The sequence below is a fragment of the Niallia sp. M35 genome, from assembly GCF_050971705.1.
In the GTDB taxonomy this organism is placed as follows: Bacteria; Bacillota; Bacilli; order Bacillales; family Cytobacillaceae; genus Niallia; species Niallia circulans_A.
Genome location: NZ_JBPCEP010000012.1, coordinates 204814 through 218296, shown reverse-complemented (window position 1 = coordinate 218296; position 13483 = coordinate 204814). Strand labels below are relative to the sequence as shown.

General features: G+C 34.7%; 14 protein-coding genes. 3 read left to right on the top strand and 11 right to left on the bottom strand.

What is annotated here, in order from left to right; genetic code table 11:
* Positions 1 to 106: 106 nt before the first annotated feature.
* The 4 genes from NiCM35_RS18095 to NiCM35_RS18080 all read right to left on the bottom strand — a co-directional run bounded on the left by NiCM35_RS18095 (position 107) and on the right by NiCM35_RS18080 (position 4474).
* The gene (locus NiCM35_RS18095; protein WP_095330854.1) at positions 107 to 532 is read right to left on the bottom strand and encodes an NUDIX hydrolase; all 426 of its coding nucleotides are present in this window, start codon (positions 530 to 532) and stop codon (positions 107 to 109) included.
* A gap of 19 nt (positions 533 to 551) precedes the next feature.
* On the bottom strand, positions 552 to 1100 hold the full coding sequence (locus tag NiCM35_RS18090) for a DUF1572 family protein (protein ID WP_123258921.1): 549 nt from the start codon (positions 1098 to 1100) through the stop codon (positions 552 to 554).
* 896 nt (positions 1101 to 1996) lie between these two features.
* On the bottom strand, positions 1997 to 3511 hold the full coding sequence (gene opuFB, locus NiCM35_RS18085; protein ID WP_123258920.1) for an osmoprotectant update ABC transporter permease/substrate-binding subunit OpuFB: 1515 nt from the start codon (positions 3509 to 3511) through the stop codon (positions 1997 to 1999).
* A gap of 3 nt (positions 3512 to 3514) precedes the next feature.
* Entirely contained in the window at positions 3515 to 4474 is a 960-nt protein-coding gene (locus NiCM35_RS18080; RefSeq protein WP_123258919.1) for an ABC transporter ATP-binding protein, read from the bottom strand.
* A 261-nt stretch (positions 4475 to 4735) separates the two neighbouring features.
* Between NiCM35_RS18080 and NiCM35_RS18075 the strand changes: the two genes are divergently transcribed.
* Together NiCM35_RS18075 and NiCM35_RS18070 are read left to right on the top strand one after the other, a co-directional pair.
* A complete protein-coding gene (locus NiCM35_RS18075; protein WP_095330846.1) occupies positions 4736 to 4975 on the top strand; it encodes a hypothetical protein in 240 nt (79 codons plus the stop codon).
* A gap of 139 nt (positions 4976 to 5114) precedes the next feature.
* The gene (locus tag NiCM35_RS18070) at positions 5115 to 5696 is read left to right on the top strand and encodes a DUF6944 family repetitive protein (RefSeq protein ID WP_095330844.1); all 582 of its coding nucleotides are present in this window, start codon (positions 5115 to 5117) and stop codon (positions 5694 to 5696) included.
* Positions 5697 to 5723: 27 nt separating this feature from the next.
* Here NiCM35_RS18070 and NiCM35_RS18065 read toward each other — a convergent pair whose 3' ends face one another.
* Positions 5724 to 6263, bottom strand: a complete 540-nt coding sequence (locus NiCM35_RS18065) for a hypothetical protein (RefSeq protein WP_095330842.1) — start codon at positions 6261 to 6263, stop codon at positions 5724 to 5726.
* 219 nt (positions 6264 to 6482) lie between these two features.
* On the bottom strand, positions 6483 to 7571 hold the full coding sequence (locus NiCM35_RS18060; RefSeq protein ID WP_371473606.1) for an NAD(P)-dependent alcohol dehydrogenase: 1089 nt from the start codon (positions 7569 to 7571) through the stop codon (positions 6483 to 6485).
* 137 nt (positions 7572 to 7708) lie between these two features.
* On the opposite strand from NiCM35_RS18060, the gene NiCM35_RS18055 reads away from it, so the two are divergent.
* Complete coding sequence (locus NiCM35_RS18055) at positions 7709 to 8599, top strand: LysR family transcriptional regulator (RefSeq protein ID WP_095330836.1); 891 nt, start codon at positions 7709 to 7711, stop codon at positions 8597 to 8599.
* 625 nt (positions 8600 to 9224) lie between these two features.
* Here the strand turns inward: NiCM35_RS18055 and NiCM35_RS18050 are convergent.
* From NiCM35_RS18050 to NiCM35_RS18030, 5 genes are all read right to left on the bottom strand, one after another.
* Positions 9225 to 9932 (bottom strand): M48 family metallopeptidase, encoded by a 708-nt coding sequence (locus NiCM35_RS18050; protein WP_095330826.1) that lies wholly within the window; start codon positions 9930 to 9932, stop codon positions 9225 to 9227.
* Positions 9933 to 9949: 17 nt separating this feature from the next.
* On the bottom strand, positions 9950 to 10444 hold the full coding sequence (locus NiCM35_RS18045; RefSeq protein WP_371472349.1) for a YehS family protein: 495 nt from the start codon (positions 10442 to 10444) through the stop codon (positions 9950 to 9952).
* Positions 10445 to 10722: 278 nt separating this feature from the next.
* Entirely contained in the window at positions 10723 to 11238 is a 516-nt protein-coding gene (locus tag NiCM35_RS18040) for a hypothetical protein (protein ID WP_338068390.1), read from the bottom strand.
* A gap of 75 nt (positions 11239 to 11313) precedes the next feature.
* Complete coding sequence (locus NiCM35_RS18035) at positions 11314 to 12528, bottom strand: ATP-binding protein (RefSeq protein WP_371472352.1); 1215 nt, start codon at positions 12526 to 12528, stop codon at positions 11314 to 11316.
* A 257-nt stretch (positions 12529 to 12785) separates the two neighbouring features.
* Positions 12786 to 13277 carry a hypothetical protein gene (locus NiCM35_RS18030; RefSeq protein WP_123258914.1) on the bottom strand — a complete coding sequence of 164 codons (492 nt, stop codon included), beginning with the start codon at positions 13275 to 13277 and terminating at the stop codon, positions 12786 to 12788.
* Positions 13278 to 13483: the final 206 nt, after the last annotated feature.

The following is a 13483-nucleotide window of genomic DNA, read 5'->3' as shown; positions in this document are numbered from 1 at the left end:
TTCACTAAGTTCCTATATTTAAACTGGTATAACTTACTATTTTCCCCAACAACTTAAATGGTTTTGCTGCACATAGAATAATTAAAGGTGATTATCCTAATAAAGCTTACGCTTGAAGCAATACTGCCGCTCGCTTTATACTTTCTTTTACATAACTAGGTGCATGTGAATGATCTAATACCTCTTCAGTTGTCAGCCATTCTATATTTTCTACTTCATCAGGACTTTTAACAAATGCTTCGCCTTGCTCATGCTCGCATAGAAATACTATATCAATTACATGCTTCCCACTTTCTGTTACAAATGAGGTGCTATGCACATATTCCATTTTATCTCTAACCGTCACACCTACTTCTTCTAAAATTTCTCGTTTGACTGTTCTTTCGAGAATATCTATGGAATTCCCTTCTAAATCTACTTTTCCGCCTACAAGAGAGAGCATTCCCCCAGCATGTTCCTCTTTTCTACTTCTTTCTACAATCAACCACTTATCCGCTCTTCTAACTGCTCCTTCTACATTTACAATAAACATTTTCGTCTAGCTCCCTCCTCTATTCCACGATACCTTTTTTATGCTTCTCCTTCATTTCTATTAAATACTCCTCTGATTTTCCTTTTGGAATACTAAGACTCTTCCATTCTGTGTCTTTTATGAACTTTCCGATATAAACGATTTGGCCAACATGATAGGCATAATGAGCCATTTGTCTTTCTATAGCTTCGAGCACTAAATGTCCTTCTCCACGAATGTAAATAGTTTTTAATAAATCCTCTTCCTTTAAATTAGTCAATGAATCTATTAATACCTTCCACCCATTTTCCCACACTGTATGAAGCTCTTCCTTTGAAGAAATATTATCAGTAAATTCCTCCTCGCGATTCCTATATTCCTTTTCTCCGTCTGTGTTTAAGAAATCTGTCCATCTAGAAATCATATTTCCACTCATATGTTTTACAATAATGGCTATACTATTGGACGAGCTATTATAAGTCCAATTTATTTCTTTTTCCCCTATTTGCTCAAATGTATTATCTCCAAGTTTTTTTACCTCTTTAAATCGATTAACGACAGCCTGCAAATATTCCCTTTCTATGCTCATTTAGCATCTCCTCCATATTTATAATATCCCCTGCACTTCAAACACCACATCCCCTTTTCAAAAACAGCTTTTGAAATCTTATAAGAAAAAGCTTCCTTAAGAATATATTCGAATAGAAAGATCGAAAAACCTGCATATCCATCCCTGTCTTATTTATTCACTTATTCAATCGTTTATTTATTCAATCTATTATGATAATATACCTTTAATAAAAGCTAAGAAGAGAAAAGTAGAGTAGATATGTTCAAGCATTACAGAGAACTCCTATCGCTGGAAATGGAGGATGTAGCAGCATATTGAAGCAAGTCACTGAGCTGCACATAGGAAAGATTCTGATTTTTGATTATGTGTCGGGTTCCCCCGTTATCGAGAAAAAGTATACACATTTATACAAATGTCATACTTGAGAGGTTTCTATGGCGACATAGTAATAAACTGGGGTGGCATCGCAAACTTCTAAATTTACAAAATCTCGTCCCAAAAGTAATACACCTTGGAGATGAGATTTTTTTTTGGAAATAATTTTGAATTTAGGGGTCGATTAACATGAAATGGAAAAATCCTTTATTACTATTGATAGGAATTAGTGTAGCAAACCTCGGTGCATGGGTCTATTTGATTGCTTTTAATTTAATTATTTTAGGATATAAGTATTCCAACAAAATATGAGCCTCCAAACAAATATACGTACGTATTAAAACATTCGTTTATTTGTTTGGAGGACTATTTATTTTAAGAATAGATATATCAGCTCATCACCCGCAGACTGAATATACACCGTGTTCCATGTGGCGTTCGCAAGTGCTGTGGGGTCAATCTCCCATAGGGAGTCTACGTATATTCAGTTTGCTCCGTTTTCTTTTGAAAAGGCTTATGGCAGAAATAGCAATGTTTCCCTATTGAACAATACCCGCGTTTTCCAAATATTGTTCGGCAACTTCACGCGGACTTTCCCCTTCTACATTTACTTGATAATTCATTTTTCTCATATCGTCATCGCTTATTTTTCCCGCTAACTGGTTTAGTGCTTCTACCATTTCAGGATGCTCTTTTGCCGTTTCTTCTTTCATTAAAGGAGCCCCTTGGTATGGTGGGAATAAATTTTGATCGTCTTCTAGCACCTTTAATTGGTATTGTTGCAACTCACTATCTGTGGAGTAGGCATCGACTAAGTTAATTTCACCTGATTCAACTGCTACATAGCGTAATTTAGGCTCCATTGTTACAAGATTAGGAAAAGTAAGTCCATAAAGATACTGGATACCTTGATAGCCATCTTCACGATCTGAAAATTCCAATGTAAAACCTGCCTGTATTTGCTCTTCTATCCCCTTCAAGTCAGAGATAGATTCTAGCTGAAATTGGTCTGCAAGATTCTTGGAAACTGCTAATGCATAGGTGTTATTATACTGCATTGGCTCTAACATTATCATTTGATATTTTTCTAACATCCCATCCCTCGCTTGTCGATACACTTCCTCCCGATTTGTGCTAGTAGCCGTTTCCTTTAAAAATTCAGAAATAGCCGTCCCTGTAAATTCCGGATAAAGATCAATGCTTCCTGTTTGCAATGCTTGAAACACAAAAGAGGTTTTTCCTAATCCCGGCTTCAGCTCTACTTGTAAATCTGTTTTTTCTTCAATAAGTATTTTATACATATTAATGAGAATTTCGGGCTCAGACCCTAATTTCCCTCCAATAACAATCTCTTCATCCTTCTGTCCTATTAATGGCATTAAGATTATTACAAGCGATAAAAGTGCAATCACTCCAATAGAAATAAAGGCTTTTTTATAGGATAGCTGCTCAAATTTTTTCAATAAGTAGTCAAACAGAAGAGCAAGCAATGCTGCTGGAATTGCCCCTAGAAGAATTAGATTTGTGTTATTACGATCAATACCTAATAGAATAATATCGCCAAGACCTCCAGCTCCAATTAAAGCTGCAAGAGTGGCTGTTCCTACAATTAATACCATGGCTGTCCGAATCCCCGCCATAATAACTGGCATCGCAAGAGGAATTTCTACCTTAAATAATCTTCTTCGTGTATTCATCCCCATCGCTCGAGCCGCTTCAATTAAGGACGGATCTACTTCTTTAATTCCTGTATATGTATTTCTTAAAATTGGCAGCAAGGCATATGCAACTAAAGCAATAATTGCTGGCACTCTGCCAATTCCGAATAATGGAATCAGAATACCTAATAATGCCAAGGAAGGAATTGTTTGAATAACAGATGTGATTCCTACTATCCCTTCGGCCACCTTTCTATGTCTAGTAATATAAATTCCTAGTGGAATAGCAATAATGACTGCAAAAAAGAGAGCAATGAAGGATATTTGAATATGCTCAAACAGCGCACTTGCTAATTCAGCCTTTCTGTCTTGAAATACTTGTGTCAGCTCCTTCATCCCTTACACCCCTTTCTGAAGTAGTCTAGAAGATACATATTTCATCATTGACCTGCGATTAACCAATCCAATTGGCGTTCCATCTCGTTCGATTATTACTTGTTCATACTTCACTAGCATATCCACTATCTCTTGCATAGTGGTAGTAATTGGGGCACTCACTTGATTTATTTGCTTATCCTCTTTTTCAATAATTGGCTCTAATAAGTCCTTCAGTTGAAAATCATTGCTCCAGCTATCATGTTTATTTCCAACAAAGTTCTTCACAAAGTCATTAGTAGGATTTGTGATAAGTTCTTGGGGGGTGCCTATCTGAACGATCTTCCCTTTCTTCATAATGCAAATTCTATCTGCTAGTTTTAAAGCCTCTTTCATATCATGTGTAACAAATACAGTCGTTTTTTTTAGATTTTTCTTTAAATCCAACATATCATCTTGTAACTTTTCACGGCTAAGCGGATCCAAGGCACTAAAGGGTTCATCCATTAATAGAATCTCCGGATCTGCCGCAAGAGCACGAATAACCCCAACTCTTTGCTGCTCTCCTCCTGACAGTTCACTAGGCTTTCGATTGGCATATGTTTGATGATCGAGACCAACCATATCTAAAAGCTCCTCGGTTCTTTGTTTAATTCTGTCTCTTTCCCACTGTTTTAATTCAGGTACGATTGCGATATTCTCTTCAATTGTCATATGGGGAAACAAGGCAATTTGTTGGAGAACATAGCCAATATTCCACCGTAATTCATGAATATCATATTCGCTTATCTTTTTTCCCTTTATATAAATGGTGCCATCTGAAAGAGGAATTAAACGATTAATCATCTTCAATGTCGTTGTTTTTCCACAACCACTTGGTCCGATAATTACAAAAAATTCCCCTTGCTTAATTTCAAATTCAATCGAATCAACTGCTGCTGTTCCATCAGTGTATCTTTTTGATACATTTTCAAATTTTATCATTGCATTTGTTTCTCCTTATTTAAATTGTAGGACTACTCATACCCCGCCTCTTTCACTAACAGATAGAAGCTTATTCTATAATCCTGTCTACCCATATTTAGAACTAATCATAACACGACATAGCACATCCTAAAAAAAGAATAGCTTAGCCAGAATCTCATTTTTCGATCTACTTATTTTCCTTATAAAAAAATGATATTTTAGAGAATAGCTTTTACGTTTATACTAAGCAAAGAGATATACAATTAGGAGGACAACGAAATGGACAAGCAAGGGCAAGAAAAGTTTTTAGCTTTTATCTTACAGCGAGTACAAGAGGGGAAAGAAGAAGAAGCAAAGGCTATACTAATGGATAACTTCCGAAAACAAGATGAGGGTACTTTTTCCAAAAATGATATCGAACAGTTTCTGCCTAAAATGATCAGTCTAATAAAACCAGAAAGATTAGAGGAAATCCAAGCAGTAGTAAAGCAGTTTTCTGGAAGCTTCGGCAGCAAATAAAAGGATTATCTTCTTTTTGAAAAAACAACTTGGAAACTTTATTCCAAGTTGTTTTTATTATATCCAGCTCGTTTTTATCCCATTTAAAACATTTTTGAATATGTTAGTTAGTGTAAAGGGAATGGGCGGTTGATATGGAATGAATGGTCATTTTAAAGAGATATTCGGATCAGCTATCAATACGATTGGTACTATCCAAGCAGCTATCGGAAGTACCCCCTCCTTCCACTTGTCTAGAGAAACAAATTATCAGCTTCGTTTAGTTGGCAATATATTACAAGGAACAGGCAGCGCATTGCAAGCTGACGGACAAGGGACTATTTCATTAGAAAAGCTAGGAGATGAAATTCAGGCAATTGGAAATTCAACGGTTGTAACCGGCTTGCTTCTTTATAAATGGAGCAACACCCCAACAGAGCAGAAATTAATTATTACAGGGAATTGGCTTCAAGCATTAGGAAGCTTTGTCGGGCTTACAGATGAATTTTTTGATCATACAGCAGATGGAAGAATCGAAAATATAATTGGTGGTTTATTACAGGGAATCGGGAATTCTTTACAAGCGATAAGTGGAACAGAACAATTACATGGAATAAGTAACCATGATCAACAAAATATCGGTGTATTAGGCAGCTGGATTCAAGCCGTTGGATCGGCTATTTCCCTTATTGGCCAAGTAAAAGAAGAATTAGAAGAAATTGCCCTAAATATTAATGAATAAGATGATGGAGGAAGAAAAATTCTTCCTCTAACCCTTTTTCTTTTTTGGCCAAATAAAATTGGAAATCGCGATAATCAAGTCAATGCCTAATACTACTGTCCATAATTTTAGTACACCGTCTAGTGCTTCTGTGCGAGCAGTATCCTTGATGAAAAAAATTAAGCCTAGTAATATCCCTGCCCCAATAGCATAAGCTAGCACATGTTTCCCCCAACTTTTCAAGTAATGCTTAGCATATGCCATCCCAAACAATGAAATAGGTTTAGTTCCTTGTTTGGCGACGTAATAACGAAATCTCTCATCCGCCCATTTAATCATGTCTTTTCCAAATGCGATCGAAACGCCTATATAAACAGCTGCAATGGCATGTGCAGTGGTGGCGGTAGCTCCTCGATACATATCCAAACTTGTTGTAATCAACAAAAGCAAATCAATTACTGGTGTTAGTGCTAAAAAGAAAAAGCCTAATTTCTCTCTTTTAAAAACATATCTAATTAGTAATCCTAAAATAATCACAATCCAAAAGCCTATTTCACTAGCAACAATCATCCAGGCAACAAAATTCAAAAATTCTCCTCCTAATATATTTTATTAAGTCAAAAAGGATTACGAATAATTAAAGTAAAAAGTTCCCTTCACCAATTTTTTCAGGAAGATAGTCGGATAAAAAAAGAAAGTTTCTGAGGGCCTTATTGCTGGAGGTAATGATTTAAATAAATGAACAGAGAAGTGGCGTCCAATAGTCGATATAATCTATTTAACGCCACTTTTCCTATTTTTAAATTATTAACTTATTCGTAAAATCGGTTTAATGGCTTCTCCATTTTTAGAAGCTTCGAAAGCCTCATTAATTTGATCAAAGTCATAGAATTTAACTAATTTGTCAAATGGGAATTGACCGTTTTTGTAGTATTCTACTAGCTGTGGGATAAAAACATTTGGTACAGAGTCCCCTTCAATTACACCCATCATTGTTTTTCCTTCTGCCATTATATCATTATGAACATCAATATTCATTTCAGGTGTAACTCCCACTACCGCTGCCACACCTAATGGACGCAATGCTTGTAAGCATTGACGTACTACTGGAGGAAAGCCAGTTGTATCGACTGCATATTTTGTTCCGCCAGTTGTTAATTCCTTAATTTCTTTAACAACATCTACTTTTGTTCCGTTGAATGTATGTGTTGCACCAAGTTCTTTGGCAAGCCCTAACCGTGAATCATGAATATCAACAGCAATGATTGTTTTACAGCCAACTATCTTAGCAGCCATAATAGCACTTAAGCCAACAGCACCTGCACCATAAATAGCAATAGTAGCTCCAAATTCAGGCTTGATTTTATTTAAAACAGTACCCGCTCCTGTTTGGATTCCACAGCCTAAAGGTCCTAAAAGCGCTAAATCTACCTCTTTATCCACTTTAACAACGTTACGTTCATGGGCAATCGCAAATGTACCAAAGGAAGATTGACCAAAGAAAGTGGAAAGTGGTTTACCATCTTTAGATAAGCGATGTGTATGATCATCATGAGCGCCACCAAAGTTCAAGTCATTAAACGTTTCACAAACAGTTGGATGACCTGTTAAACAATTTTCACAGTGTCCACAATGTGCAAAGGATAATACAACATGATCCCCTTTTGCTAGACGTGTAACGCCTGAACCAACTTCTTCAACAATCCCTGCTCCTTCATGTCCCAGTACTGCAGGTAGTGGAGCAATTGCTGCATCACGGGCAACAGCATCTGTATGACATACACCTGTTGCAACAATTTTCACTAATACTTCATTTGCTTTTGGGGCAGCTAATTCTACTTCTTCTAAAAGAAAATCTTTACCTTGCCCTGGGGTAACGGCTGCTTTAATCTTCATACGATCTACTCCTTAAATATATTCAATTTAAATGTGACAAATTTGTGAATTCGTTTTTATCGTAATCCTTTCCGAAAATGGATACAATAGAAGCAAAGGAATATATATATTTATTATGATTCATAAGAGGGGTTCGTATGCAATTATTACAGTTACACTACTTTCTAACTGTTGCCAAGACTGAGCATATGTCTCAAGCAGCACTTCATTTAGATATTTCACAATCATCACTAAGCAAAACAATCGCTAGATTAGAAGAGGATTTAGGTGTTCCTTTATTCAATAGAAATGGGAAGAATATTCGGTTGAATAATTATGGGAAGTTTTATGCGAAAGAAGTAGAACACGCTCTAAGAATCTTAGAAGACGCCCATGAAACAATTCAAGAAATGGCTGAAATAGAGGAAGATCAAGTATCGGTTAGTGTCATGAGTTCCACTATTCTTCCTTCTATATTCAAACGTTTCTATGAAAGAAGACCCAATGTACGGATTCAACAATCGATATTACCTGATTTTATTGCAAAGGAACGGTTAATGCGGGGAGAAATTGAATTATGCGTTTCTAATACACCCATAACAGGGCCGGATATAGAATGGCTGCCTATCTTAAAAGAACGGTTGGATTTAATCGTTCCAAAAAACCATCGACTAGCACACTTAGATGAAATTGATTTGCAAGATGTAAAAAATGAACGATTTATTGGCTATAAGTCAGGATTAGAATCTACAAGTATGTTTGAACAATGTTGTATACAAGCTGGCTTTACACCTAATATTGTATTTGAAGGAACGGAACTGTCGATAGTTCTGCAGCTCGTTGACGAAGGACAAGGTATTTCCTTTTATCCTCAGTATTCTTTTTTAGGAAAACAACTAACTAATAGTAAAATCATTCGTTTAAAGAATCCCCATTGTTATCAAATGGTTGGTTTCGCTTGGTTAAAAAATAGACATTATTCTTATGTAGCAAGACAATTTCGGCAGCATATGATTGATTCGTTTAAGGAAATTAATAAAAAGAACTGAGACATTTGCAAAAGAGGTAAGATATTTTTAGGATATTAGCCAAAGTTAAGGGCTTATCAGCCAAACTTTAGCTCTTATCAGCCAAACCTGGAATTTATCAGCCAAACTTTAGCTCTTATCAGCCAAACCTGGAATTTATCAGCCAAACTTTAGCTCTTATCAGCCAAACCTGGAATTTATCAGCCAAACTCCAGCTCTTATCAGCCAAACCTAGAATTTATCAGCCAAACTCCAGCTCTTATCAGCCAAACCTGGAATTTATCAGCCATACTTCAACTCTTATCAGCCAAACCTGGAATTTATCAGCCATACTTTAGCTCTTATCAGCCAAACCTGGGATTTATCAGCCAAACTTTAGCTCTTATCAGCCAAACCTGGGATTTATCAGCCAAACTCCAGCTCTTATCAGCCAAACCTGGAATTTATCAGCCAAACTCCAGCTCTTATCAGCCAAACTTCAACTCTTATCAGCCAAACCTAGAATTTATCAGCCAAACTCCAGCTCTTATCAGCCAAAGTACAAGAAATTAATGATAGCTTTTAAGCTATCAACCTCCATCATTCAAAAAAGAAAAAAGACTGGATTAATGCTCCAGTCAAAATTCTGTTTTCTCCCCTTATATAACTAGACTGTCATTTTCCAATTAGATAAAGCTAGCCACTTCTCTTTCTCCTTGTAGTTAGGCATTATCTTCCCAACAAGTCTCCAAAAAGAGCGATCATGATTAAGATGAACCATGTGACACATTTCATGAACAACAACATAATCAATTACCTCAATTGGAGCCATCGCTAACCTCCAATTGAAGGTTAATTGGAAATTAGAATCACAAGTGCCCCAATTAGTTTTGCTATCCGTAATCCGTATCGACCGAGGCTTTGTTTTAAAGTTACTTTGATAGAAGGAGACCCTCTCTTCCACTAAAGACTTACTTTGCTGATAATAATACCTTTTTAATAATTTTTTTATTTTTTTCTTATCATACTCTTTTATATAGATACACAGCTTGTCCTCTTCGAATTTAACCTGTTCTTGGACAACCGCCATTTCTTGGATAATATGAATAGGATATGTATTACCTAAATAAAGAAATCTCTCTTTATTCTCATATACCTTTTTCTGTGGACCTGCCATTCTTGTCTGCATTTCTTTTATTCTGGTTTGAATTTGGTTCCAATTTTGCTCTAGTACTTGATGGACATATTCGTCTGGTGTCTTTTTGGGAGCCAAAATTTCAATGTTTCCATAGCCATCCATTGTTATTCCAATGGAGGTACGATTTTTATATTTTATTTCATAACGGATTGTTTCCCCTAAGTAGGTATGTAGCATATCGTCACTACCTTTACTTATCCTCTGTATTTAATAGCTAATCCCTTTAAGAAGTTTCTGGCGAAATTATCTAAACATACTTTATAGTTTTTATGGCCTTCTTTTCTTAAAAAAGCTCCTAATTCTCCTTTGGACACATTTAACCCCGCTTTTTTAAATATATCAATCATATCCTCTGTCGTTAATGACAGCGCAATTTTAACTTTCTTTAATAAAATGTTATTAACACTTGTATTGTTTTTTATCGATGATTCAGGTGTGTTTGGTTGTCCTGGTTTTGGCTCTTGCTTTCCTCGCTTATAAATAATAAAGCCATTTAAAAAGGAATCTAACATACTATTTGTCAATTTGATTTGATCATCATTTTCTGCCTCTTCATCTGTCTTCTTCAGTATTCTTACTACTTCAGGTACAGAAACCTCTTTTCCCCCAAGCTTAAAAATTTCTTCCATTTCACTATTTTTTATTTCTAACGCGTATCTTAAACGAATTAAAATATCATTATTTTCCATGATTTTACCTCCATTTTTCAAAACAACTATATGCTTTTCATCTACCTTCAGTAGAGTTCTAGTGTTAATCATAAATAATTATCCTTAAAAAGTATAGTACCTCTAGATCACAAAGGATCTTCTACTAATAATTAAATAGTCATCAGCTTGCTCTCTGAAAGTGCATAGCTAACCACTAGGCATATCCCAATTCAAAAAGAAATGCATACTGCTTCCTTTCCTTAAACAAACAATCCCTTTCTAACAAAAATAACCCAATTTCTTGGGCTAAATGAATTTTAATTAGGGAGATTATCTAACTTAGATATCCACTTATAATACAGTAATAAAATATACAAAAGTACCGGATCAACCATTACAGAAATCCACACATTCCACCATCCGTAATGAAAATATCCCCATGGCTCTGGTAAAAGTGTAATGACCTCATAAATTAAAATCCCTATCGTCCAGCAGGCAAAATAAATCAAACGTTTAATAAATGATTTTTTAAACGGATACCAATTTAGGAAGATAATATTCACAGGTGGCACAAGAGCGAGATGTGGAAGAAGCCCTATCCATTCAATCGCATCTTTATCAAAATACCAGTAACCATGGTATTTAAAAGATATATAAATATCAAAGCCCGCTTGAAATGCAACGGTAAAGGCCCAGATGCTTACCATTTGAGCTTTTGTTACATATTTGTTTACCTTAAATGCAAAAATATTGACCCCAATAATAGCGATGAAAAGTCCAATCATTTGTTTATTTCCTTTTTTATTAGTTATCCCCATAAAGAAAAAAATCATTCCAATCGTTTTCCTTTTTCATCTATAAAAGCTAAAACCTAGAGAAAGAGTATTCCCTAGGTTTTAGCTTTTTATTTATACTAGATAATACGGAAAACGAATGATGGTCGTCGTTCCATAATCCTTTAAGCTTTTAAATTTTAGCTCGCCATTATATTTTTCTACTATATTAAAACAAATCATCAAGCCAAGACCGGTTCCTTTTCTTTTTAAAGAATAAAAAGGGGTTCCTAGAAAGGCAATTTCTTCTTCTGACATCCCTTTTCCATAATCGATGACATTTATGACAACAAAATCTTGCTCTCTTTTTGCCGTTACCCTTACTAAATCGCCATATTTAGAAGCCTCAATAGCATTTTTTATAATATTAATAAACAATTGCTTTAATTCAATGATGTTTGCAGAAACAATACAATCATCTGTCACATTCAATTCAATTTGATTATCGTGTAAATGTCCATATGAATGCAGTAAATCTGTTACACTCTGAAGGACAGCTTTAACATCTACGATTTCTGTTACTTTTTCTTGTTCCGGTTTCGCCATCGTTAAAAATTGAGAAATTACTTCTTCTGCCATATTCAATTCATCGATCATTAATGCAAAATGATGCTTCTGATTAGGAGTAAAGGAATGATCTTCTTTATAAAACTGCAAAAAACCTTTCACAACCGTTAAAGGATTTCTAATTTCATGAGCAACCGCAGCCGCAAGCTGACCAGATGTCTTCAACCTCTCTGAATGCTGAATTTGTTCGTCATATACATGTTGCCGCTTCATTCGAACATTTGTTAAATAAAAAATAAAATAAACGATAATTTGGCTCGCAAGAAAGCTCAATAAATTTCCAATTACATCTTGTTCTATATAGCTATATTGAGATTTTTGATTTACAAAAAGAATGTAAGCAAATAAAAGCAAAATGAAGAAACTATTTAAAAACAAGGAAAAATAAAATAGCTTCGAATTGAAAAATAAAATAGAAAGCATTGGTATAAAACAAAGCAAAATAAAATTAGATCCAGTTTCGGGATATAGAATACACAATGTATAAAAGTAGGTGGAGCCCAATAAGATAATGATTAATCTATAACTATCTGTCCCATTCTTTGGATACAGCAACAAACAAAGAGATAGACAAAATGCCATTATCAGCTGAAATACATATGCCACTCCAAAATCATCTAGACGGGGATTATTAATAAATAATCCAGCTATAATAATAGCTATCACTGTCCAAACGATAATATAGTATATTTTTCTATTTACATTATTTTTAAACTCTTTCATGAGTACCCCTTCTGCTCTTAATCTTTTTCCATCTAAAATATAACATTTTTTCAGAAGAAAGGGGTATATTTTACTATTAACTCTATTTAACACACCTTAATATTTGATTCTTTAGACTCATTACCACAATTAATTTTCACTACAATAGATAAAGAAAGAACGAATCTGTGATTATTCCATTCGTACTTTCTTAAACCGCTCCCTTTTTTATCCAATTTCACTATATCATCATATTTTTTTGTCTTGCTAAAATTCTTTTACTCTGTATGTTTTAGTTTCCACCTATTAAACGGAATCTTTTCATATAAAAATTGAAAAGCATATAAGATTAAAGCTAACACTGTAAAAACATACATTAGCTGCATTTTGGATATTCGTACCAAAGATGCTATTCCAAACTTAGTTAAATAAGGTACAATAACATAGGTAAACATGGAATCAAATGCCATATTGATCCCCATATAAGTAAAGAACTTTCCGTATGTCCATTTTAATATCCAAATGGAACCTACAAAAAAGGATCCTAGCATAAACGGAATGTCTCCTGGTAGTATTTGATGGATTTTTTCATACCACCACCACCATTTACGTCTTTTAGCAACAATATTTGTCACTCTCACCATCAACGCAATAAACGTGCTTGCAGCTATATATCGTTTAAGTGTATTTTTACCTAATAAGGGTACCGTAACCCAAGGTACGATCATCGACAAAATCAACAGTGTCTTGGAATATTTCATTATTTTCATCGTGCCCACCCTTTATTATTCATTAAGATTACTATTCCCCAAAAATCGGATTTTATTTTTTTATATACAGCGCCTTTTATAAATTACCTAACATTAGATAGTAATACTATTTCAAATATATTTATAATTTCCTCTCAAGTTTAAAGATGTAAACCTACTAAAAAACCCTAAAAAATGCGGTTAGGCAATTTTTAGGGTTTTTTAGT

Bases quoted from the DNA above. Each gene is read 5' to 3' on its own strand.
- NiCM35_RS18095 (WP_095330854.1), bottom strand. From the start codon at position 532: ATGTTTATTGTAAATGTAGAAGGAGCAGTTAGAAGAGCGGATAAGTGG.
- NiCM35_RS18090 (WP_123258921.1), bottom strand. From the start codon at position 1,100: ATGAGCATAGAAAGGGAATATTTGCAGGCTGTCGTTAATCGATTTAAA.
- opuFB (WP_123258920.1), bottom strand. From the start codon at position 3,511: ATGAAGGAGCTGACACAAGTATTTCAAGACAGAAAGGCTGAATTAGCA.
- NiCM35_RS18080 (WP_123258919.1), bottom strand. From the start codon at position 4,474: ATGATAAAATTTGAAAATGTATCAAAAAGATACACTGATGGAACAGCA.
- NiCM35_RS18075 (WP_095330846.1), top strand. From the start codon at position 4,736: ATGGACAAGCAAGGGCAAGAAAAGTTTTTAGCTTTTATCTTACAGCGA.
- NiCM35_RS18070 (WP_095330844.1), top strand. From the start codon at position 5,115: ATGAATGGTCATTTTAAAGAGATATTCGGATCAGCTATCAATACGATT.
- NiCM35_RS18060 (WP_371473606.1), bottom strand. From the start codon at position 7,571: ATGAAGATTAAAGCAGCCGTTACCCCAGGGCAAGGTAAAGATTTTCTT.
- NiCM35_RS18055 (WP_095330836.1), top strand. From the start codon at position 7,709: ATGCAATTATTACAGTTACACTACTTTCTAACTGTTGCCAAGACTGAG.
- NiCM35_RS18050 (WP_095330826.1), bottom strand. From the start codon at position 9,932: ATGCTACATACCTACTTAGGGGAAACAATCCGTTATGAAATAAAATAT.
- NiCM35_RS18045 (WP_371472349.1), bottom strand. From the start codon at position 10,444: ATGGAAAATAATGATATTTTAATTCGTTTAAGATACGCGTTAGAAATA.
- NiCM35_RS18040 (WP_338068390.1), bottom strand. From the start codon at position 11,238: ATGATTTTTTTCTTTATGGGGATAACTAATAAAAAAGGAAATAAACAA.
- NiCM35_RS18035 (WP_371472352.1), bottom strand. From the start codon at position 12,528: ATGAAAGAGTTTAAAAATAATGTAAATAGAAAAATATACTATATTATC.
- NiCM35_RS18030 (WP_123258914.1), bottom strand. From the start codon at position 13,277: ATGAAAATAATGAAATATTCCAAGACACTGTTGATTTTGTCGATGATC.